17 protein-coding genes and 1 pseudogene are annotated in these 22,765 nt (G+C 65.2%); 12 read left to right on the plus strand and 6 right to left on the minus strand.

The window, feature by feature from the left end; translation table 11 throughout:
- Positions 1 to 38: 38 nt before the first annotated feature.
- The 12 genes from AC19YX_RS00415 (at position 39) to AC19YX_RS00470 (ending at position 16,044) form a co-directional block, all read left to right on the plus strand.
- Entirely contained in the window at positions 39 to 1,820 is a 1,782-nt protein-coding gene (locus AC19YX_RS00415; protein WP_500605383.1) for an ABC transporter ATP-binding protein, read from the plus strand.
- The gene (locus AC19YX_RS00420; RefSeq protein WP_500605384.1) at positions 1,813 to 3,678 is read left to right on the plus strand and encodes an ABC transporter ATP-binding protein; all 1,866 of its coding nucleotides are present in this window, start codon (positions 1,813 to 1,815) and stop codon (positions 3,676 to 3,678) included. Before AC19YX_RS00415 ends, AC19YX_RS00420 begins: the two co-directional genes overlap by 8 nt.
- Before the next feature lie 376 nt (positions 3,679 to 4,054).
- Positions 4,055 to 5,221 carry an LLM class flavin-dependent oxidoreductase gene (locus AC19YX_RS00425; protein ID WP_020297916.1) on the plus strand — a complete coding sequence of 389 codons (1,167 nt, stop codon included), beginning with the start codon at positions 4,055 to 4,057 and terminating at the stop codon, positions 5,219 to 5,221.
- A gap of 20 nt (positions 5,222 to 5,241) precedes the next feature.
- Positions 5,242 to 6,294 (plus strand): ABC transporter substrate-binding protein, encoded by a 1,053-nt coding sequence (locus AC19YX_RS00430; RefSeq protein ID WP_500605385.1) that lies wholly within the window; start codon positions 5,242 to 5,244, stop codon positions 6,292 to 6,294.
- 36 nt (positions 6,295 to 6,330) lie between these two features.
- Entirely contained in the window at positions 6,331 to 7,389 is a 1,059-nt protein-coding gene (locus tag AC19YX_RS00435) for an ABC transporter substrate-binding protein (protein ID WP_078473400.1), read from the plus strand.
- 239 nt (positions 7,390 to 7,628) lie between these two features.
- Entirely contained in the window at positions 7,629 to 7,901 is a 273-nt protein-coding gene (locus AC19YX_RS00440) for a CopG family ribbon-helix-helix protein (protein ID WP_078473401.1), read from the plus strand.
- Positions 7,901 to 8,176 carry a type II toxin-antitoxin system RelE/ParE family toxin gene (locus AC19YX_RS00445; protein WP_500605386.1) on the plus strand — a complete coding sequence of 92 codons (276 nt, stop codon included), beginning with the start codon at positions 7,901 to 7,903 and terminating at the stop codon, positions 8,174 to 8,176. Before AC19YX_RS00440 ends, AC19YX_RS00445 begins: the two co-directional genes overlap by 1 nt.
- 283 nt (positions 8,177 to 8,459) lie before the next feature.
- On the plus strand, positions 8,460 to 10,727 hold the full coding sequence (locus AC19YX_RS00450; protein WP_500605387.1) for a TonB-dependent receptor: 2,268 nt from the start codon (positions 8,460 to 8,462) through the stop codon (positions 10,725 to 10,727).
- Between the two features lie 205 nt (positions 10,728 to 10,932).
- The gene (locus tag AC19YX_RS00455; protein WP_078473404.1) at positions 10,933 to 13,401 is read left to right on the plus strand and encodes a TonB-dependent receptor plug domain-containing protein; all 2,469 of its coding nucleotides are present in this window, start codon (positions 10,933 to 10,935) and stop codon (positions 13,399 to 13,401) included.
- A 298-nt stretch (positions 13,402 to 13,699) separates the two neighbouring features.
- Positions 13,700 to 14,467, plus strand: coding sequence for an ABC transporter permease (locus tag AC19YX_RS00460; RefSeq protein ID WP_500605388.1), 768 nt, complete (start codon positions 13,700 to 13,702; stop codon positions 14,465 to 14,467).
- A gap of 9 nt (positions 14,468 to 14,476) precedes the next feature.
- A complete protein-coding gene (locus tag AC19YX_RS00465; RefSeq protein WP_078473406.1) occupies positions 14,477 to 15,238 on the plus strand; it encodes an ABC transporter permease in 762 nt (253 codons plus the stop codon).
- A gap of 11 nt (positions 15,239 to 15,249) precedes the next feature.
- The gene (locus AC19YX_RS00470) at positions 15,250 to 16,044 is read left to right on the plus strand and encodes an ABC transporter ATP-binding protein (protein ID WP_500605389.1); all 795 of its coding nucleotides are present in this window, start codon (positions 15,250 to 15,252) and stop codon (positions 16,042 to 16,044) included.
- Between the two features lie 28 nt (positions 16,045 to 16,072).
- Here AC19YX_RS00470 and AC19YX_RS00475 read toward each other — a convergent pair whose 3' ends face one another.
- From AC19YX_RS00475 to AC19YX_RS00500, 6 genes and pseudogenes are all read right to left on the minus strand, one after another.
- Complete coding sequence (locus AC19YX_RS00475; protein ID WP_078473408.1) at positions 16,073 to 17,239, minus strand: MFS transporter; 1,167 nt, start codon at positions 17,237 to 17,239, stop codon at positions 16,073 to 16,075.
- Positions 17,240 to 17,288: 49 nt separating this feature from the next.
- The gene (locus tag AC19YX_RS00480) at positions 17,289 to 18,236 is read right to left on the minus strand and encodes an ABC transporter substrate-binding protein (protein ID WP_078473409.1); all 948 of its coding nucleotides are present in this window, start codon (positions 18,234 to 18,236) and stop codon (positions 17,289 to 17,291) included.
- A gap of 66 nt (positions 18,237 to 18,302) precedes the next feature.
- On the minus strand, positions 18,303 to 18,743 hold the full coding sequence (gene msrA, locus AC19YX_RS00485; protein ID WP_238596235.1) for a peptide-methionine (S)-S-oxide reductase MsrA: 441 nt from the start codon (positions 18,741 to 18,743) through the stop codon (positions 18,303 to 18,305).
- Positions 18,744 to 18,758: 15 nt separating this feature from the next.
- Positions 18,759 to 19,652: pseudogene (locus AC19YX_RS00490) on the minus strand (homocysteine S-methyltransferase family protein); the annotation flags it as partial.
- Positions 19,649 to 20,710: an ABC transporter substrate-binding protein gene (locus tag AC19YX_RS00495; RefSeq protein ID WP_500605390.1), complete on the minus strand. Its 1,062-nt coding sequence runs from the start codon at positions 20,708 to 20,710 to the stop codon at positions 19,649 to 19,651. The pseudogene AC19YX_RS00490 and the gene AC19YX_RS00495, both read right to left, overlap by 4 nt.
- The gene (locus tag AC19YX_RS00500; RefSeq protein ID WP_500606122.1) at positions 20,707 to 22,755 is read right to left on the minus strand and encodes an ATP-binding cassette domain-containing protein; all 2,049 of its coding nucleotides are present in this window, start codon (positions 22,753 to 22,755) and stop codon (positions 20,707 to 20,709) included. The genes AC19YX_RS00495 and AC19YX_RS00500 overlap by 4 nt, the downstream gene beginning before the upstream one ends.
- Positions 22,756 to 22,765: the final 10 nt, after the last annotated feature.

Genomic DNA, 22,765 nt, shown 5'->3' on the forward strand with positions numbered 1-22,765 from the left:
CCACCGATTTAGCCCCTCCTCCTTGCAACGAGCCTTTCATGATCGAAAAACACCCTCTTTTGCGCAGCCTGGCGATCTACCGGGAAATGCCCTGGCGCTTTGCCCTGGTGGCCGCGCTGTACATCGCCGTCAACCTGGGGCTGGTCTGGCAGCAATGGCTGATCGGCCATGCCGTGAATGACGTCAGCGCCGGACGTGCGGTGCTGCGCCAGGCCGATGGCAGCCTGGACGCCAGCCTCGGCTGGTACTGGCTGTGGCTGATGCTGGCGGTGGCCCTGGGCCGTGGCGTGCTGCAATACGCCGCCAGCGTGTTGTCCCTGGTGCTCAGCCAGGAACTGCTGACCCGCCTGCGCGAGCGCATCCTGGCTCAGGTCCAGGGCCTGCACCTGGGTTATCACTGGCAGCACGGCATGGGCGAGATGATCACCCGCACCACCCGCGACGCCGACAAGGTGCGCGATGCCCTGATCAGCTTCTGGCGCCAGGTGGTGGAAACCCCGCTGGTGGTGCTGGCCACGGTCGGCCTGCTGAGTTGGTACAACCCGTTGCTGGGGCTGGTGCCGCTGTTGCTGACGGTGTTCGGCCTGGGCATTTTTGTGTTGCAGACCGAGCGCCTGGTCAGCCTGGACCGCGCGGTGGGCGCCGCTTACGACCGGGTCAACCAGGACCTCAGCGAAGGCATCGGCGGGGTGCGGGTGATCAAGTCGTTCGGCCTCGAGCACAGCCGCGTGCAGCGCTTCGCCGGCCAGGTGGCGCTGTTTGCCGGGCATGCGCGCCAGGCCCTGGCTTACTCCAGTTCGCGCATTCCCCTGCCCCAGGCAGTGGTCGCCCTGGGCCATGTCTGGATCCTGGTGTACGGCGCGCACCTGGTGGCCGCCGGGCAACTGGGGATCGGCGAGCTGGTGACCTCGCTGCTGATCGCCACCACCCTGGTGTTTCGCATCGAAGGCATCGGCCGGGTGATGCAGACCTTCGCCGACGCCCGCGCAAGCGCCGAACGCATCTGGCAACTGCTGGACGAGCCACCGGCCATCCGCAGCGGCAGCGCCCGCCTGCCCGACAGCGCCCTGGGCCTGAAGCTGGAACAGGTCAGCGTCAGCGCCCCGGGTGGCGGGCTGAACATCCTCGACCAGTGCAGCCTGACCTTGCAGCCGGGAGAGATCGTGGCCCTGGTCGGCGCCACCGGCACTGGCAAGAGCCTGCTCGCCAGCCTGTTGCCGCGCCTAAGCGACATCAGCGCCGGGCGCCTACTGCTGGGCTCCGACAGTGCCGGCTGGCACGACATCCGCCAGCTCGACCTGAGTGAGCTGCGCCGGCGGGTGCACGTGGTGCCCCAGGAAAGCTTTCTGTTTTCCGACACCCTGGCTGCCAACCTGCGCCTTTGCGCGCCCCAGGCCAGCGATGAGCAGTTGCGCCATGGCCTGCGCCTGGCTGCGGCCGAAGATGTGCTGGAACGCCTGCCCCAGGGCCTGGCCACGCCCCTGGGCGATCGCGGGGTGACGCTGTCCGGCGGACAGCGTCAGCGCCTGAGCCTGGCCCGGGCCCTGCTCGGCACCCCGGACATTCTCTGCCTTGACGACGCCACCAGTGCCCTGGATGCCATCAGCGAGCGCCAGGTGCTGAACAATATCCGTCAGTTGCGCCGCAACCAGGGGCGCGCCACCACCCTGCTGGTGATCTCCAGCAAGCTGTCGACCATTCTCCTGGCTGACCGGGTGCTGATGCTGCAACACGGAAAAATCGCCGCCAGCGGCACCCACGCCGAACTGCTGCACAGCAATCCGGACTACCGCGACCTGTTGGGGATCGACCATGGCTAATCCAATCGCCGGCAAGGCCCTGAGCGATATCGAAATCGAAGAACTGCTGGCCAGGAAAGCCCTGGACCGCAGCATGTTCAGCCGGCTGCTGCCATTGCTGGGGCCGATCCGCGGGCAGATCTTCAGTGTGATCGGCATCGAAGTGCTGCTGGTGCTCACGGTGTTTCTGCGGCCGTGGTTCGTGCGCGAACTGCTGGACCGTGGGCTGGTGCTGAATGAACAGCACTGGTTGCTGGATGAACGTCTGGTGCTGTGGCTCGGCCTGGGACTGGCGGCCAGTTGGCTCGGGCGCTTCCTGCTGGCCGGGCTGTCGCAGTTTGTGGCCGGCAGCGCGGCGATTCGCGTGCTCAACGACCTGCGGGTCAGGGTGTTTGCCCATGTGCAGTCACTGAGTGTCAGCTACTTCGACCGAACCAAGGCCGGGCGCATCATTTCCCGCGCCGACCGCGATGTCGACAGCCTCGAACCGCTGCTGATCCAGGGCCCGCCGGAGCTGCTGGGGGCCCTGCTGCGCTGCGGCCTGGCCTCGGTCATGCTGTGGCGCATCGAGCCCCGGTTCTTTCTCAGCCTGGCGGCCACCGTGCCCTTGCTGGTGCTGGCAACCTGGAGTTTCAAGCGCATTTCCCAGCGCAACTGGGCCAAGGTCGCGGAAAACCGCAGCCGCTTTACCGCGCACCTGGTGGAAAGCGTCAGCGGCGCGCGCATGTTGCAACAGTGCGCCCAGGAGACACCGAACCTGCGGCGCTACCGCGGTTTGCTGGACGATTTCAATCAGGCGCTGATTCGCGGCAGCCTGCGCTCCAGTTGGTTCGCGCCGTTTACCGCGCTGCTCAGCTCGGCGGGCATGGCTGTGCTGTTGCTGGTGGGCAGCTACGGCCTGGCGCAGGCGGACGTGACGGTGGGCCAGGTAGCGGAAAGCCTGTTCTACGTGTTCCTGTTTCTGGGGCCATTGCAGGAACTGTCGGACCTGTTCGAACGCTACGCCACCGGTTCGGCCTCGGCCCAGCGCATCTTCCTGCTGCTGGACACCAAGCCGCAGATCAACGACATCCCGGAGCCGCGCAGCCTGGGCCGGGCCCGGGGCGCGGTGCGTTTCGAGCGTGTGCGCTTCGCTTATGACCCCGCGGCCAAGACCCCGGTGATCAATGACCTGGACCTGGAGATTGCAGCGGGCGAAGTGCTGGCGATTGTCGGCCCCTCGGGTCATGGCAAGAGCACCCTGGTGCAGTTGCTGACGCGCTTTTACGAGGTCCAGTCGGGGGCGGTGAAGCTCGATGGCATCGACATTCGCGACCTGGCCCAGCACGAGCTGCGGCGCAGCGTTGGGGTGGTGTTGCAGGACAACGTGCTGTTCAGCGGCAGCATCCTCGACAACCTGCGCCTGGCCGCGCCCCATGCCGACGATGCCGCGCTGATTGCCGCAGCCCGGGAACTGGGCGCCGACGAGGTGCTGGAGCGCCTGCCCCATCAGTACCAGACCGAAGTCGGGCCGCTGGGCAGCCACCTGAGCCATGGCCAGCGGCAACTGGTGTGCCTGGTACGCGCCTACCTCGCGGACCCGGCGGTGCTGGTGCTGGACGAGGCCACCTCGGCGGTCGACATCCACACCGAACGCCGCATCCAGCGGGCCTTTCGCCGCCTGTGTCAGGGCCGCACCGCCATCATCATTGCCCATCGCCTGGCGACCATCCGCGACGCCGACCGCATCGCCGTGATCCGCCATGGGCGCCTGGTGGAACAAGGCCCCCACCACCAGTTGATCGACCAGGGCGGCGCCTATGCGGCGCTGTACCAGACCTACCTGCGCAGCGCCGAAACCGGGGCCAGCATCGACGAAATCAGCGCCACCACCGCCTAAAAGCCCTGTAGCCGCTGCCAGAAGCTGCGCTGTTCGGGCCTATGTCGGTGATTCATCAGCTAGATGCAAGGCGCCTGTCCGGACCAGCTCAGCCTCGCGGGCTCGGCAGCGGCTACAGCTGTAGTCGCTGCCGCAGGCTGCGCTGTTCGGGCCCGTGTCGGGGATTAATCAGGCTGTTGCACGCCCAGCAGCGATTGCTGACGGGGTGTTGCTACAGACGCACCCCGGCCGGCGAGCGTTGCGAGTACTGCGCTAAAACCTGCGGCCCTGCTGGCCGAAACCGCTTAGGGCAGCCCATGGCATGGCCGTTGCACTCACCCTGGCACGGCGACCTCGCACCCGCGCGGCGCAACGCGTTACTGAATCAGGAGCATCCATGAGCACTGAATTTTTCTGGCGCCTGCCGCTGGGCACCGACGGTCCACAGCTGAGCACCGACAAACACAACCGGGGCAGCGCGCAGTATCGCCCCGGCAACATTGCCCCGGGCCGTTTGCCCAATGGCGAGCCCGACGACTTCACCTACATCGACTACATCGCCCAGGTGGCCAAGGCCGCTGAACTGGCCGGCTTCGAAGGCGCCCTGCTGCCCACTGGCCCGGAGCCCTGGGTGGTGGCCGCAGCCCTGGCCCGTGAGACCCGGCGCATCAAGTTCCTGATCGCGTTCCAGGCCACCTGGACCCTGCCGGCCTACGCCGCGCAGCAAGCGGCGATCCTGCAAAACCTCAGCCGCGGGCGCCTGGAGTGGAACATCATCACCGGCGGCAACCCCGCGAGCCAGCGCGCCAATGGCGACTTCCTCGAACATGACCTGCGCTACAAGCGCACCGGCGAGTTCCTCGACATCATCCAGGGCCTGTGGGAGAACGAACGCTTCTCCTATGACGGCGATATCTTCCAGCTGGAAAACGGCGCCCTGCCCCCGGGCCTGCAACATGAACGCAAACCGGGGGTGTACTTCTCCGGGTTCTCCGACGCTGCGCTGGACGTGGCCGCCAGGCACGCCGATGTGTACCTGAACTGGGCCGAGCCGGTGGACAAGCTCAAGCCGCACATCGAGCGCGTGCGCGAGCTGGCGGACAAGCAGGGACGCAGCGTGCGCTTCGGCCTGCGGGTCGACCTGTTCGCCCGGGAAACCGAAGAACAGGCCTGGGCCGACCTGCGCCGCCAGTTCGACAAGCTCGAAGGCAAGAGCAGCGTGGTGGCCAAGGGGTTCACCAGCGGCTCCGACTCGGTGGGCGCCGCGCGCCAGACCGCCTACCACCAGAACATCGACCGTTTCGACGACCTGATCATCGGCCCCAACCTCTGGGCCGGTTTCGCCAAGGCCAAGCCGGGGCCGACCGTGGGCCTGGTGGGCAGCCACCAGAACATCGCCGAACGCCTGGTGGAGTACCGCGATGCCGGGTTCTCGACCTTTATCCTGGCCGGCAACCCGCACCTGGAAGAAGCCCTGCGCATCGGCCAGGAAGTCCTGCCCCTGGTGCACCAGCGCCCGGTCGCGCAACCCGCGCCCGCCCCCCACCTTAAAGCCAGCGCCTGAGCGCCACCGGAGAGCCCGCAATGACCCAACCCCTCGATACGCTCTGGTACACCCGCTGCCCGGTCCCCACCGGACTGGGCATCGCCGTGCAGAAAGGCTGGCTGCAAGACACCCTCGGCGCCCTCGGGACCCAGGTCCAGTCGCTGCGCGAGTCCAGCGACCAGGCGGTACGTGAATCACATTTCGATCACAGCCTGCGCCATTCGGTGCGCCATGGCGGCAACATCCCGGCGATCTGGGCCCGGGCCCAAGGTCGCGAGACCCGGGTGATCGGCCTGTCCTGGGCCGATGAAGTGCAATTGATCCTGACCCGCCATGACAGCGGCATCAAAACCGTCAAGGACCTCAAGGGTCGGCGTTTCGGCCTGCCGGACTGGGCCGGCGCGCAGATCGACTTCACCCGGGCCCAGGCCCTGCGCGGCCTGGAGAACGCGCTCAAGCTCGAAGGCTTGCAAGTCGGCGACCTGCAGCTGGTGAACTTCCGCTACGGCGGCACCTTCAGCGACGCCCCGGTGCGCACCGTCAGCGGCACCCCGGTCGGTGCCCAGCCGGGCAACGGGCGCAACCTGGAACTGGTGGGGCTGCTGCGCGGCGAGGTTGATGCGATCTTCCTCAAGGGCGCCAGCGCCGCCCAGCACGCCCATGATTTCGGCCTGCACACGGTGATCGATACCGGCTCCCACCCGGACCCGCTGATCCGCAGCAACAACGGCACGCCGCGCACCCTGGCGGTGGACCTGGCCCTGCTCGACGGGCATTTCGACGTGGCCAGCGGGATTCTCGATTCGGTGCTGCGCGCCGAGCAGTGGGCCCACACCCACGGCGAAGAGACCCGGCGCTACCTGGCCCGGGAAACCAACAGCAGCGAGTACTGGGTCAATGCCGCCTACGGCGAAGACGCCCATTTGCGCCTGCGCACCGCCCTCGATGAACAGGCCATCGACGCGTTGCAGGACTTCACCCAGTTCCTGCATCGCTGGCGCTTTATCCCGCACAGCTTCGATGTTCGCGACTGGATCGACCGTCGGCCGCTGGAAGCGCTGCTGGCCACCCCTACCGCACTGGCGGGCTAACCCGCCGGGTTTCATGGATTCGAACTGAAGACCCTTATGAGCAAACCACTCGATACCCTCTGGTACACCCACAGCCCGGTCCCCACTGGGCTTGGCATCGCGGTGCAGTCCGGCCGCCTGGCGGAAGCGTTCCTGCCGTTCGGCACCAATATCCAGTCGTTGCGCGAATCCAGCGAACGGGAAGTTCGCGAAGCGCACTACGACCACCACTTGCAGAACTCGGTGCGCCACGGCGGCAACATCCCGGCGATCTGGGCCTACGCCAGCGGCGTGCAGACCCGGGTCCTGGGGCTGTCCTGGAGCGACGAGGTGCAGCTGATCCTGACCACCGCCGAAAGCGGGGTCAAAAGCATCCGCGACCTGAAGAACCGCCGCTTCGGCCTGCCGAAATGGGCCAACGTGCAGATCGACTTCACCCGCGCCCAGGCCCTGCGCGGCCTGGAGAACGCGCTCAAGCTCGAAGGCCTGAACGTGTCCGACGTCGAGCTGGTGGATTACCCCTACGGCGGCACCTACAGCGATGAACAGAAGCAGCATGTGTATGGCTCGGAAGTCAGCCTCGGGGTTAGCCGCTTCAGCCGTCGCAACAACGAGCTGATCGGCCTGCTGCGCGGCGATATTGACGCGATCTTCCTCAAGGGCGCCCATGCCGTGCACCTGGCCAACGAGTTCGGCTTGCACGTGGTGGTCGACACCGGCTCCCACCCGGACCCGCTGATCCGCAGCAACAACGGCACGCCACGGACCCTGACCGTGGACATCAACCTGTTGCAGGAACATTTCGACGCCAGCGTGAAAATCGTCGACACCGTGCTGCGCACCGAGCAATGGGCCTGGGCCAACCCCGAGGAAACCCGGCGTTTTCTCGCTCGCGAACTGAACACCAGCGAATACTGGGTGGCCGCAGCCTACGGCGAAGATGCACACCGGCGCCTGCGCACCACCTTGGATGCACGTTCGATCGAAGCGCTGCAAGACTTCACCGACTTCCTCCACCGCTGGGATTTCATCCCGCGCCGCTTCGACGTACGCGACTGGATCGACTTCAGCGTCCTGGAAAAAGTCATAGGCTCCACCTCCCGCGTCGCCGTCTGACCCCCTCCCCCCATGCCGGAGTGCGCGCAAGGCGCTCCGGTTGTCTGCCGATAACCCTCCGAGGCTTGAGATTTACGGACTCGAAGTCCATGATCAGGCGCTTACCGATGAATTCCGATTCATTACGATTAATGATCAATCATAATAATTCATAGTCGTTTAGACGAAGCGCTGCGATGGTTGCAGGCCAGCACAGTATGTTCCGTTTTTGCCGCCAACCGATCAGGAGACATTCCGCCATGGCAACCACCGTAAAAACCCGCTCTGTCACCGCACACGTCCCCATTCAACTGGCGGAAAAAGTCGACATGATGGCTGAACGCCTGGAACGCTCGAGAAACTGGATCGTCAAGCAGGCCCTGACTGCCTGGATAGACCAGGAAGAAGAACGCAGCCGCCTGACCCGCGAGGCCTTGAGCGATGTTGATGCCGGGCGCGTGATTGATCATCAAGCAGTCCAGGCCTGGGCAGACAGCCTGAGCACCGATACTCCGTTGCCGGTACCGCGCTGATGGAGCTGAAATGGACACATAAGGCGCTGACTGACATTGCACGGTTGTATGAGTTTCTAGCGACGGTTAATCAGCCCGCTGCGGCACGCACGGTGCAACAACTCTCCGCGGCGCCGACCTCACTGCTGGCCAACCCACGAATGGGTGAACGGCTGGAGGAGTTTGAACCACGTGATGTTCGACGAATCCAGGTCGGCCACTATGAAATACGCTACGAACTCGTCGACTCCACGATTTACCTCCTTCGCTTGTGGCATACCCGGGAAGATCGCTAGGCTCCCCTTTCTTCTTCAGCCTGTTGCTGGAGCAGCATTCTCGACCGCTGTTGCTGCTGCTCCAGCAGCAGCCTCCACGCAACTTCTGCTGATTAATCGGCACGCTATTTCAGTCAGGCTGGACCCCACTAATCCGGTTATTGAAAAACGGCTTTAAAGTGCCCAAGCCAAATATTTATTCCCTTTATTATCAATAGCTTATTAAAACTAACCAGCCTGAAAAACCTCTTGGCACGATCTCTGCTCTAGCCCCTGTAGCACAACTTTTCCGGGGGAGATTCACATGCATAAACTTCATCCGCTTACCAAGAGCATCGGGCTTGCGTTATGGCTCGCAGGCGGCGCTGTCAGCGAGTTGGCGTTGGCGGCCGAGAGCACCGAGGCCGACAGCAAGACCAGCAGCGAACCTGCGCTGAAGACCGTGACCGTCACCGCCCAGCACCGGGAAGAAACCCTGCAAGAGGTTCCGGTGGCGGTCTCGGCGGTCCAGGGCACCAGCATCACCGCCGACGGCGTGCGCGCCATGGGCGACATCACCACCTTTATTCCCAACGCCTCGGCCAAGAACCCCGACGGTGACGGCCGTCCGCGCTGGTACATCCGTGGCCTGGGTACCGGCGATACCGGCGCCGCCACCGTATTCCCGGTGGGAATCTATGCCGACGACGTGTATTTGAACGCGCCGATTGCCGGTGGCGGCCCGTTGTTCGACCTGGAGCGTATCGAGATCCTGCGCGGGCCCCAGGGCACGCTGTATGGCAAGAACACCACCGCAGGCGCGGTAAACGTGATTTCCAAGAAGCCGACTTTCGACACTGACGGCTTCGGCACCATCGGTTTTGGCAGCAAGAACGAACGCATCCTCAGCGGCGCCCTGGGCGGTGCCCTGGTGGACGAAAAGCTGGCGGCGCGGATCTCGCTGTACTCCGAGGAGCGTGACGGTTTCCAGAAAAACCTCACCGACGATCACACCTATGGCGACGTCAACAAGAAAGCCGTGCGCCTGCAGTTCCTGGCCCAGCTCAACCCAGACCTCGACGCCTTGCTGAAGATCCACAGCCGTGAGTTCAAGGGCGATGGCAGCAACGGTTCGCTGCCGGTCGGGCGTTACTACAACGTCGGCTATCAGCGGCCGAACGGGCGCAATATCGCGCTCAATACCAACGAAGATGCCAAGCTCGATCATGACGGCACGTCCCTGACCCTGAACTGGCACCTGGGCGACTACACCCTGACCTCGATCAGCGCCTATGACTACATTCGCGGGCGCTCCACCAGCGACGCCGACTACACGCCCTACGAGGTCAACGGCGCGGCGATTTCCGACAACAAGTACACCCAGTACTCCCAGGAACTGCGCCTGGCCTCGCCCCAGCAGGAAACCCTGCGCTGGTTGCTCGGTGCGCATTACTTCCACGAAGACCTCGACAGCTCGGCCCAGCGCATCATCACCCCGGGCCCGACGCCCAATGGCACCGGCTCGAACCAGATTGGTGGCGTCACCGATTTGCGTGACCTCAACTACGACCACAAGACCGACAGCTACGCGCTGTTCGGCAACCTGACCTACGACTTCACCGACAACTTCACCGTCACCGGTGGCCTGCGCTGGACCCAGGAAAAGAAAAACATCGACCTCGATCTGACCCAACTGACACGCGCCACGGCCAACGGCCCGCTGATTGCCCTGGGCGGCAGCGGCACCAACGGCAACCGCCAGGAAGACAAGACCTGGGAAGCCTGGACCTACGACCTGACCCCGGAATACCGGATCAATGACAATGTGCGGGTGTTCTTCCGTTATGCCCATGGCTTCCGCTCGGGCGGCTTCAACACGGGCCTTTCCACCAGCCTGGCGCAGTTGACCACGGTCGATCCGGAACAACTGGACGCCTATGAAATCGGCCTCAAGTCGGAGTGGTTCAATCACCGCCTGACCGCCAACGCCAACGTTTTCTACTACGACTACTCGGATATCCAGGTCAATCTGCTGACCGTCAACAACGGGGTGCTGACCACGGCCCTGACCAACGGCGCCTCGGGCAAGGTCAAGGGCGCCGAGCTGGAACTCGAAGGCCAGCCGACCGATTACCTGCACCTGCGGGCGGCGGTGTCGTTCCTCGACACCGAATACACCGACTTCAAGAACACCAACCCCACCACCGGCGCGGTCACCGGCGACTACAGCGGCAACAGCTTCGTGCGCTCGCCGCGCAACGTGGTGTCCCTGGGCGCGGACTACACCTTCCCCCTGGAAATCGGCGGCAAGCTGGTGGCCGGTGGCGACGTGAGTTTCCGCGACAAGGAGTACTTCCTCGCCGATCGCCAGAGCAGCGCCGACAAGACCCTGAGCCAGCCCCACTACACCCTGGCCAACAGTCGCCTGACCTGGTACAGCCCGGATGAAAAACTCAGCGTCACCGGTTTTGTGAACAACCTCACCGACCGCCGCTACCAAGTGCATGGCCGGCCGAACGGCACCCTGGGCCAATACGTCATCACCTACGGCGACCCACGCACCGTCGGCCTGAGCGTCACCAGCCGCTTCTGATCCGGCGGCGATACACCCCGCTGGAGCGGGCCCTCACGTCGCGCATCGGCTTGAAGGCCTGCCCCCTCCGGCAGTACACCGCGATTTCCGGGCCACCGGCATCCACATAACCCTGCAGGAGCAGCCGGGCGGGATGCCGCTCGCAAGGCCGCTACCGACGGCCGGTTCCTGCACACGCCCGTTCTCAGCAAAAAGGAATTTTTCCATGTTCCATCGCAATCCGTTGGCCGGCGCCGTGGCGCTGGTCATCGGCAGCCTTGCCGTGCCTGCTTTCGCTGCCGAAACCTCAAGCAAACCCGCCGCCAGCGGCGACCACCTGGACACGGTGGTGGTGCTGGGCACCCGCCGCAGCGACCTCACTGCCCTGCAAAGCGCAGCGCCGGTGGACGTGCTGTCCGGCGAACAACTGCAGCAGACCGGGGCCAGCGATCTGTCCGGAGCGCTGACCGCACTGTCGCCGTCCTTCAGCTTCCCGCAGTCACCCCAGGGTGCCTTCGCCGGATCCATCGCCCAGGGCGCCTCGCTGCGCGGCCTGGCCTCCGACCAGGTGCTGGTGCTGGTCAACGGCAAACGCCGCCACACCAGTGCCAACGTTACCCGGCAAAGCCTGGTCAACGGCCGGGGCGCCGCGGCAGTCGACCTCAGCCTGATCCCCATCAGCGCTATCCAGCGGGTAGAGATCCTGCGGGACGGTGCAGCCGCCCAGTACGGCTCCGACGCGATTGCCGGGGTGATCAACATCGTGCTCAAGGAAAAGGACGACGGCGGCAACCTCGGCTATCGCTTTGGCGGCTATGACAAGGGCGACGGCATCCAGCGCAAGCTCAGCGGCTGGAAAGGCTTCGCCCTGCCCAACGACGGCTTCCTGACCTTGAGTTTCGACGCCGGCAGCCAGGACCCGGCCAGTGACACCAACCCCGACAACCGGATCTTTTACCCCGGCTCCACCAGCATCAACACCCCGCGCGAGCAGAACAACCCGAACCGCACCTGGCGCTGGGGGGCGGCGAATATCTCGGACCAGTACAACGTCACCGCCAACAGCGAAATCGGCGTGGGCGAAGGGCTGACCGCCTACGGTTTTGCCACCTACTCCCACAAGAACAGCGACGCCGAGAACTTCTTCGACCCGCCCACCAGCCTGCGCAACAACTACGGCAGCGTCGCCCTGGCGCGCTTCCCCGACGGCCGCGTGCCCATCACCCGCTACACCCTGGAGGACTACGCGGTCACCGGTGGCCTGCGCTATGAAACCGAGCAACTGGGCAAGTTCGACCTGGCGCTGAACCACGGTGACAACAGCGTCAAATCCACCGACCGCAATGCGATCAACCCGAGCTGGGGGGTCAGCAGCCCGGAGAAGATCTACACCGGCGAACGCGAGGCCGATCAGACCAACATCACCCTGGACTGGGTACGCGACTTCCCCACCGACCTGCTGTTCAAGCCGCTGACCCTGTCCGCCGGCCTGGCCTGGCGCAAAGAGAACTACGAGCTGAGCGCCGGTGAAGCCGCGGGCTGGCAGAACGGCCCGCTGTTCAACAGCATCGACCCGATCACCGGCCGACGGATTCCGGGCTACTACTCGGGAATCACCCAGGTCGACGCCGCGTCCCTGGACCGCAAGGTGCTGGGGGCCTACATCGACGTCGAAGGCCAGGTCACCGAGAAGTTCCAGGCCGGTGTCGCGGTGCGCACCGAGCATTATTCGGACTTTGGCGACACCACCAACGGCAAGCTGTCGCTGCGCTATGACTTCACCCCGCAGATCGCCGCCCGCGCCACCGCCAGTACCGGCTACCGGGCGCCGTCGCTGGTGCAGAGCGGCATGTCCTCGTTCAGCGTGCAGGTGGTCGAACAACCGCCAGGCAGCGGCAACTATGTAGAGGTGCAGCAACGCACCCTGCGCGCCAACAGCCCGGAAGCCGCGCTGCTCGGGGGCAAGGCGCTCAAGCCCGAGGAGTCCACCAACTACTCCCTGGGCCTGGTCTGGCGGCCACTGCCCAACGCGTCGGTGACCCTGGACGCGTACCGGATCAACATCGACAACCGCATCACCCTCTCCGACCAGCTGCCGGCCTCGGTGGTGTCGCCGATCTTTGCCGGCACGCCCTACGCCAATATCCAGAGCGCGGCTTTTTACACCAACGTGGCCGATACCCGCACCGATGGCGTCGAGCTGACCGGCAACTATCAACTGGACCTAGCGCAATGGGGGCGCTTGAACCTGAGCAGCGGGATCAGCCAGAACAACACCAAAATCACCGCCTTGCGCGATGTCGGCAATATCCAGGGCTCGCAGATCATCGGCCGCACGACCCAGGGGCTGATCGAAGACGGCACGCCGAAAAACAAGCTGATCCTCAGCGCCAATTGGCTGTATGACAATTGGGGCCTGACGGTGGCCCAGCGGCGTTATGGCGAGTGGAAGAGCCTGAACGCGACCAACCCGACCCTGGACCAGACCTACAGCCCGCAGTGGGTCACTGACCTCGACCTGTCCTACACCTTCGACAAGGCACTGAAAGTATCGGTGGGTGCGATCAACCTGTTCGACAGCCACCCGGACAAGTCCGACGGCGTGCAGCTGTACGGCGTCCCCAAATATTCCACCACCAGCCCCGAAGGCGCCCAGGGCGCGTTCTACTACACCAGCGTCAGTTACGAGTTCTGACTGCTGACGGGGTGTTGCCCAGGCAGCAGTCACTGCTGGCCAGGCACCACCCCTTCCCGACACGTCCAAAAACCACGGTGCCTTCCAGGGACAGCGCAGCCTGGCGGTAGCGGCTACAGGTCCACGACAGGCCCTTGTAGCCGCTGCCGAAGGCGGCGCTGGCCAGCCCTGACGCCGTGATCTCCCAGAAAAAACACGGCCCTCTCCAGGCCTAACGCAGCCTTCGGCGCAGCTACGGATCCGGAGTGGCACAGCTCTTGCGAAGGCACTGGGGTACTTCGCTGAATTAAGACTCGCCATGGCCTTTCGTACCCGTTCTGTATTGACTGCCCTGACCTGGCTCATCTCGCCCATCGCGCTGTTGGCGGTATGGGCGTTGGTGGCCGCGGCCGGGATTTTCCCGCGTAATTTGCTGATTCCGCCGGCCCAGGTGGCGCAGGCGTTTGCCGGGCTGCTGGCGAGTGGCGAACTGTACGAGCACTTGGGCAACAGCCTGTCGCGCCTGGGCCTGGGGTTTGCCATCGGTTCCCTGAGCGGCCTGGCCTTTGGCGTGTTGATGGCCTTGTCCAGGCAGGTCGAGGTGTATTGCGGCCCGCTGTTCCATACCCTGCGCCAGATCCCCAGCATCGCCCTGATTCCGATGTTCGTGCTGCTGTTCGGCATCGACGAAACCTTCAAAATCATCATCGTCGCCAAGACCGCCTTTTTCCCCGTGGCCCTGGCCGCCAGCGAAGGGGTCAAGGCCATCCCCCGCAGCTACTTCGAGGTGGCTGACGTCTACCGCCTGCGCTGGCCGACCCTGGTCCGCGAAATCGCCCTGCCCGCCGCCGCGCCGCCGATCATCACCGGTTTTCGTATCAGTCTGACCCGGGCCTGGGTGGTGCTGGTGGCCACCGAGTTGCTGGCAGCCGACAGCGGCCTGGGGCAGATGATTGAAATGGGCCGGCAAATGCTGCGCATCGACGTGGTCATGGTCGGGGTCCTGGTTACCGGGGTCATCGGCTTTGCCCTGGACTTCACCTTTCGCCGCCTGGAACAGCACCTGTTCCGCTGGCAGACCCGCTAGGAGCCGCCCATGTTGCACTGGCTGAGAAAAACCCGTGGCCTGTTGCTGCCGCTGCTGTTGATCGGCGCCTGGGAGTACCTGTCGCGCCAGGACGCCGCCGGCGCCTATGCCTTTGTGCCGCTGTCGACCATCGGCAGCGCCCTGCTCGAACTGCTGGGCAACGGCGAGTTGCTGGTCAACCTGCTGGCAAGCCTGGCGCGCACCAGCAGCGGCCTGGCCCTGGGTATTGTGTTCGGCGTGCTGCTGGGGGTGCTGATGGCGCTGTCGAGCCTGGCCAACCGCTTGATCGGCCCGCTGTTTCACTCGATCCGCCAGGTGCCGATGCTGGGCTGGATCCCGCTGATCGCCATGTGGTTCGGCAATGGCGAGTTCTCCAAGGTGCTGATCGTCAGCCTCGCCGCCTTTTACCCGATGGTGCTCAACACCTACCAGGGCTTCAGTCACGTCGAGCAGCGCTACCGCGAGGTCGGCCAGGTGCTGGTGCTCAGCCGTTGGCAGCAGTTCTGTCATGTGCTGCTGCCGGCCGCTGTGCCGAGCATCGCCACCGGTGTGTTGCACGCCCTGGCATTCGCCTGGGTCACGGCGGTGGGCAGTGAATTGTTCCTGTCTTCCGGGGCTGGCCTGGGCAACCTGATGATGAACGCCGAAGCCGGCTCGCGGATGGAGGTCATTGTGCTCAGCGTGCTGTGCATCGGCCTTTGCGGCTACCTGATGAACCTGCTGTTTACCCTTTTGAGCCGCCACCTGTTGCGCTGGCGCTCCATTCGTTGAAAGGCCACCCCATGAACGCAATTGCCCAACACGCCCCGTCCCGCAGCCAGCAACTGGCGAGCGGCGCCCTTGAGATCCGTGGCCTGAGCAAGGCCTACAAGATCGAAGGCAAACCCCTGCCGGTGCTGCAAGAAATCAACCTGAAGGTCCGCCCCGGGGAGTTCGTGAGCATCCTGGGCGCCAGCGGTTGCGGTAAATCCACCCTGCTGCGGCTGATTGTCGGGCTTGAAGCCGAGTACCAGGGCCAGATCCTGCTCGACGACCAGGTCATTTCCGGCACCAGCCTGGAACGGGGCATCGTGTTCCAGGACCATCGCCTGTTCCCGTGGATGACCCTGAGCAAGAACATCGCCCTGGCGCTGAAGAACCATCCCCTGCCCCAGGCGGAAAAAGACCGGCTGGTGGCCGAGCACATTGCCCTGGTCAATCTCCAGGGCTTTGAAAATGCCTACCCCCATCAGTTGTCCGGCGGCATGGCGCAACGCGCGGCCATCGCCCGGGCGCTGATCAACAAACCCAAGGTGCTGCTGCTGGACGAACCCCTGGGCGCCCTCGACGCCCTGACCCGGGTTCACCTGCAACACGAGCTGCAACGCATCTGGGTCCAGCAGCGCTGCACGGTGATCATGGTCACCCACGACATCGAGGAAGCGCTGTACCTCGGCGACCGGGTGATCGTGATGGACGCCCACCCGGGCCGGATCAAGCACCAGATCGAGGTCGACCTGCCGCACCCGCGGGACCGTTCCTCAAGCGTGCTGCAAGGCTACAAGGAGCAATTGCTCGAAGAGTTGGTGGGGCATTGATCCCAGCCGTCCATGACAGGCCGAGGGTTTAGGGGCGCGGCGCTCGGTGCCAGGCCAGGAGGACGAGAAACAGCAGCGCCACCGCCCCCACCGTGAGCATCAAGCCACTGGCGCTGATATGGGACACCGCCAACCCCGTGGCAATCGGTCCGAGGACACTGCCCAGGGTGTAGAACAGCGCGATCGCGGTCATGGCAGTCGACACCTGATGCTCAGCCACCCGCTCGCCGGCTTCCATCACCGCCAGGGTATTCAGGCCGCCGATGGCCCCGCCCCAGACAAACACCAGCAACGACGCCAGCCACGGCCACGGCTGGCTCAAGGGGATGGCCAGGGTGCCCGCCAGCACCAGCAGTGCGCAGGTCCGTTGTGCGCTGCGGCTGCAAGTGCGGTCGGCGAGCCAGCCCAGGGGCAGTTGCAACAGAGTGCCGCCGGCACCGAACAAGGCAATAAACAAGGTGGCGGCGGTCAGCAGATAACCGGCGGACACGCTGTAGCCGGCCAGAAAAGCCACCGACGAGGTTTCGCAGAAGCCGGCGACGAAGGCCCCGCACAAGGCCAGGGGGATCAGCGTAAACAACCGCGAATGGTGTTTGGCCAGGGGCGTTTGCGGGCGACAGTCATGGGCCAGCAGGCTCAGGGCCAGGCCAGCGCTGAGGGCAATGATCGCGGCGCAGGCCAGGTACGGCAGCCGCCCCTCCACCCCCAGCGCCACCAGCAGCAAAGGCCCGGCGGCGATGCCCAGGCCCATCAGGGTTTCGTGCACGCCAATCGCCCGGCCGCGTTCGCTGCGGCTGGCCACCGCGACAATCCAGGTGTCGCAAGCGATCCAGCGCAGGATCAGGCCGATACCCAACAGGAAATTCAACAGAAACAGCAGCACCAGGTGCTCGCTGAAGGCCATGCCCAACAGTGCCAGCACGCTGAGCAAGGCACTCAGCAGGTTGGTCCGGACCAGCCCGAGCCGGGCCAGGATCCTCGGCACCTGCTTGTACAGCAGCAGGATCGCCAGCCAGGCCGCGCTGACGATCAGGCCGATCCCGGTCGCGCCGACGCCGCGCTGCTCCAGGGACAACGACAGCAACGGCGTGACGGTGCCGATCTGCACGATCTGCGACAGCACCGACAACAGGTTGATCCGGGTCAGGGCTGCCCAGCGCTGACGGGCGCCGGGATCCGGGCTGAGCTGTTGCATCGGGACCTTTCCTTGTCTGCCGTTGCTTGACCGCGCCGTGCGCGAGGGTTCAGTCGGCCAAGGCCTTCTGGAACGACTGATCGATGATCGGCGCGGTGTTCAAGGGCGCCTGCAGGGTCTTGACCTTGAACAGAAAGTCCGCCGTGCCTTGCAGGTCAGCGGCGGCCTGGGCATCCACCGGCCCCAGGGTCAGATGCGCCTGGCGCAACCAGTGGCGCGATACGCCCTGGTCGAGGTTGGCTTTTTTCGCCCAGAGGTCGGCGTACTCGTCCGTGTGGGTATCGACCCAGGCCCGGGCTTTTTTCAGGCGCTGGAGGAAGTCGGCAATGGCTTCACGCTTGCTGTCGATGGACGGCGTGGAGGCGGCAATTGCGCTGAGGCCAGGCATCAGGCCTTTGGCACTGACAATCGGACGCGCGCCGGAAAACAGGATCTGCTGGGAGATATAGGGTTCCCACACCGGAAACGCGTCGATGCTGCCCTGGGGCAAGGCCGCCGCGGCGTCAATCGGCATCAGTTTGACCCACTGCACGTAATCTTCCGGCAGCCCGGCCTGCTCCAGGGCGCGCAAGGTCAGTTGCTGGCTCCAGGCGCCGGGCCAGTAGGCGACTTTCTTGCCCTTGAGGTCGGTGATGCTCTTGGCAGTGGAGTCTTTGCCCACCAGCAAGGCGATGGTGTCGGGATTTTGCCGGGAAACGCCGATCAGTTTCACCGGCGCCTGCTTGGCCGCCAGGAACAGGAACCCGGAATCCCCGAGAAAGCCCAGGTCCAGGGCCCCGGTATTCAGGGCTTCGGCCAGGGGCGCGGCGGCCTGGAAGTGTTTCCAGTCCACGGTATAGGGCGCGCCTTCCAGCACCCCGGAAGCTTCGACCGAGGCGCGGATGTTGTAGTAGTTCTGATCGCCGATATGCAGCACCGGCTTGTCGGCCGCGTGCGCCAGGGGCGCGGCGAGTATGGCGCCGGCCAGCAGCACGCGCAGGTGTCGGGAGAATTTCATGCAGACCTCACAACAATCATCAAGGGAAAGCCGGGCGCGGCACGCGGGCCGCGACCGGTTCAAGGTTCAGAGCGAGCAAGCGCTGGCGCCGTGTTTTTCCAGGTAACGCTGGTGTTCTTCGGCGGCCAGTTCGAACTCGCCCAGGGGCAGCACCACGGTCGCCACCGGTTTGGCCAGGCGTCCGCTGGCTTCAAGTTGCTCGCGGGCAGCCTCGGCACTGGCGGCCTGTTCGGGGCCATTGACGAACAACGCCGAGCGGTATTTGACCCCGACATCCGCCCCCTGACGGTCGACCGAGGTCGGGTCGTGCAGGGTCCAGAACGCCTCGATCAGGCGGCTGTAGGCAATCTGCCGGGGGTCGAAATCAACCTGCACGACTTCTATCGACAGCACCTCGCCACTGGCAGGCCGGGCAAAGCCGACACGGCTGTCGAGCACCCCGGGCAATTGCCGGAAGGCCGCTTCGGCGCCCCAGAAACAACCGGCGCCAAAGGTCGCCTGCTGCACCTCTGCCGCGAACCAGTGGCGGTGCAGCGCGGCGATGTGTTCCGGGCCGATGCCGCAGCAACCGCCGACAATGCTCGCCCCGGCCTCAACCCAGGTGCGCGCCCAGTGCAGGTACGACTCGGGGCCCAGGTCATCGCGGATCTGCAACAAGGTGCTGTTGGCTTTGGCATCGCTGCTGACCACCGGGAACGCGTTGGCATACACCCCCAACTCCAGGTCCAGGCCCAGGGCTTCGAGCACCTGCCGCCCATCGTGCAGCGCCTGAGCCATGACCTCGGGCTGGCTGCAATTGAACAGCACCGCCCTGGCCCCCAGTTGCACCGCCACCTGCACCGCCTCGGCCACCGCTTCGCCGGAACGCAGGCGCGCCACGCCATCGGCGCCCGGCACGTCGAGCAAGGTGAATGACAGCCACAACGGCTTGCTGTCGCTGCCCAGGGCTTCGGCCACGGCACGGACTTCCGCGATCGAGCTTTGGGTTTCCGCCAGCCACAGGTCGACGTGGGCACTCAGGCCGTCGATCAGTACCCGGTGGATGGCCACCGAACGCGAGTGATCGAACAGGTCCGGGCGATAGGAGCCCAGGGCCGGCGGCAAGGAACCGGCAACGATCACCGCTTCCCCACTGTCGGCAGCGGCCTGGCGCGCCACCTGCCCGGCACGCTCGGCCAGGGCCCGGCCCTGTTGGTTAAAGCGTTGTTCGCCGATATGAAAAGGCACCAGGGCGTAGCTGTTGCTGGTGATCACCCGTGCCCCAGCCTCGATAAAGGCGCGGTGGGCCTGGAGCACGAACTCGGGGGCTTCGATCAGCGCCAGGGCCGACCATTCCGGCTGGCGAAATGGCGCGCCGATGCGCTGCAGCTCGCGACCCATGCCGCCATCGAGCAGACGCAGGCTGGCGCTGGTCATTGAATAGCCCCTACGGTCTGCTGCGGCTCGGCCAGCCATTTGTCGACCGTTGCCCGGTTGGCATCGACCCAGGCCTTGGCCGCGACGTCAGCCGGTTGCTTTTCTTTTTCGATCTGCAGGATCAGGCCATTGAGCACGGCCGGGTCGAGGGCCACGTTATGCAGGAAGCTGGCGATGCGTGGCGCGCGTTGCTGCAAGGTGGCAGAGGCCAGGACGTAGACCTTGGCATCCGGGAAGGCGCAGGTGATTTTGCTTTTGTTCAGCCAGTCCGGGTCCACCGTCGGGCTGATGAACTTCCAGCAACCATCGGCCTTGTACAACGGGTCGCCCTTCTTGTTGTCCTGGGCATAGCCGTCGAATGCCGGCTCTTCCAGGCGGCGCAGGTCGAAGGCGGAGAAGATCCAGTCCGGGGTGTAGGCATAAAACACCACGCCGCGCCCGGCCTTGTAGGCCGCCGAGAGCTTGGCGTAGGTCACCGACGCTTCGGTGGACACCGCTTCGAACTTGTCGGCAAACCCGTAATCCTTGGCCTTGACCTGGCCGATGTAAGTCGACTCCCAGCCTGCCGGGCCCACCAGCAGCTGGGCTTCACCACCGCCCAGGGGCTCGAAGAGCTTGGCCACTTCCGGTTTCTTCAGGTCGTAGACGCTCTTGACCCCGTATTTGTCTTGCAGGTAACCCGGGATGTAGAAGCCCTGTTCGCCGGCATAGGGCTGCTTGTTGGGCACCAGCGAATGCTTGTCGCCGGTCACGTATTTGGCCCAGGCGGCCGACTGATTGGGCAGCCAGATATCGGTCAGCACATCCACCGAACCGTCGCCCTTGGCGGCGGCGCTGAGCAGCACCGCAACGTCGCCGGCCAGGTAGGACACATCACCGTCGAGGCGGGTCTTGATCACCTCGCCGAGGATGTGCTGGATGGCGATGGCGCCGGTCCAGTTCTGTTCGCCGATGACGATTTTGTCCTTGGCCAGCACGGTGGCCGGCAGGCTCAGGGTAGCCAGTAATGCAGCGGTACCCAGGGTGCGCGAAAGGCGTGTCTTCACGGTATGTCTCACTTTTGGTTAGAGGTGGAGCCTTGCTTGCGCAGGCTCGACTGAATGATTCGGTCCGGGATCAGCGCGCACAGCACAATCGCCGCACCGGCCAACATGCCTTCGCCGCCCTTGATGTTGCGCAACGCGGTCATCACGTCGTAGCCCAGGCCTCCGGCGCCGATCAGCGCCGCGACCACCACCATCGACAGGCTCATGACGATGGTCTGGTTGACCCCCAGCAGCAGCGAGCGACGAGCCAGGGGCAGTTGCACCTTGAGCAGGGTCTGCCAGGGGCTGGCGCCGTGGGCGACGGCGGCTTCCACCGCGTCCTTGGGCACTTCCTGGATGCCCAGGGAGGTCAGGCGGATCATCGGCGCCAGGGCGAAAATCACCGTGGCGATCACGGCCGGGGTCTTGCCCACCGAGAAAAACGCCACAGCCGGAATCAGGTACACAAAGGTCGGCAGGGTCTGCATCACATCCAGCAAGGGCGTGATCAGGCGCCGGGCCAGGGGGCGCTTGGCCAGGATGATCCCGGTGGGCACGCCGATGGCCAGGGCAATCAGCACCGAGGAACCGACCAGGGCCAGGGTGGCGATGGTCCGCTCCCAGAAACCGAACAGGCCGATATAGAGCAGGGCCACGGTGCTGGTCAGGGCCAGGGCGGTGCCCGCCGAACGCCATGCCAGCAACACCAGGGCCAGGGCCGCAACCGGCCAGGGCAGCCAGCCAAGGACGTTTTCCACGCCCTCGATCACGGTGCGCACGGCGACTATCACCCCGACAAAGGCGCTTTCGAAGTTGACCTGGGACCAACTGATGAATTGATCGATGCTGTCGGCGGTCAGCAGCAGCGCCTGGCGGTTGGCCGGGAACTGCAACAGCGCACCGCTGGCGTCCGGCGTCACCACCCGCCAGACCACCAGCGCCTGGCTGATCAGCAGCACCAGCAGGGCCAGGCCCCAGCCGGCCTGGGCCCGACGCAGCGGCTTGGCACTCTGGCTGATGGCAATCAAACGGCTGGAGGCCAATACCGCGACGGCCACCAGCGCCGGCAGCCAGGCGCCCTGCAGCACCCCGCGGGCCAGGGTCGCAAGGGCCGCCAGCTCGGCGCCGAAGGTCAACCAGAACAGCCCGCCACGGCCACGGGCGGCCAGGGCTGCGGGCCCCAGGAGCAAGGCTTGCCAGCCGGGCAGCCCCTGGGTATAGGCCACTGCGCCGGCGCTGTTGGCCACAGGCCGAGGGGGCTCGGCGGCCTGGGGCGCGGCCACTGGCGACGGGCCGCAATCACGAAAAAAGTCTGCTACTTCGGCATCTGCCGGTTGTTCGAGCAACTGCTGTGGGGTGCCGACCTGCACCAGTTGGCCATGGCGCAACACGGCGATCCGGTCCGCCAGGCGCACCGCTTCGACCGGGTCGTGGGTGACCAGCAAGGTGCTGATACCGCGCTCGCGCACCAGGGACAGGAAATGGCTTTGCAGGTCGCGGCGGATGGTCGGGTCCAGGGCGCTGAAGGGTTCGTCCATCAGCAGGATGTCCGGCTCGCTGACCAGCGCCCGTGCCAGGCCGACCCGTTGCTGCATGCCGCCCGACAACTCATGGGGGTAATGCTCGCCCCAGCCTTCCAGGCCCACGGCCTGCAACTGCACGGCCGCTGCGGCGTGGCGCAAGGCCTCGGGTTCGCCGCGCAGCTCCAGGGGCAAGGCCACGTTATCGAGCACGCTGCGATGGGGCAGCAGGCCGAAGTGCTGGAACACCATGCCGATGCGCCGCGAGCGCAGCTCACGCAGGCCCTGGGGGCTCAGGCCGCTGATGGCCTGGCCGTCGATCAGCACTTCGCCGCTGCTGGGCTCGATCAAGCGGTTGATATGGCGCAGCAAGGTGGACTTGCCGCTGCCGGAGGTGCCCATCAGGCACAGCACTTCACCGCGCCGCACCTTGAGGCTGACGTTGCTCACCGCCGGCGCTTTCGACCCTGCGTGATCACGCCCGTAGGCCTTGGTGATATCACGCAGTTCGAGCACCACGTCGGTCGCCCCGGCGGGATCGTCGAGGGAGATCGGCAGCCCGGAAGCG

Source organism: Pseudomonas sp. MF09150, assembly GCF_059862355.1.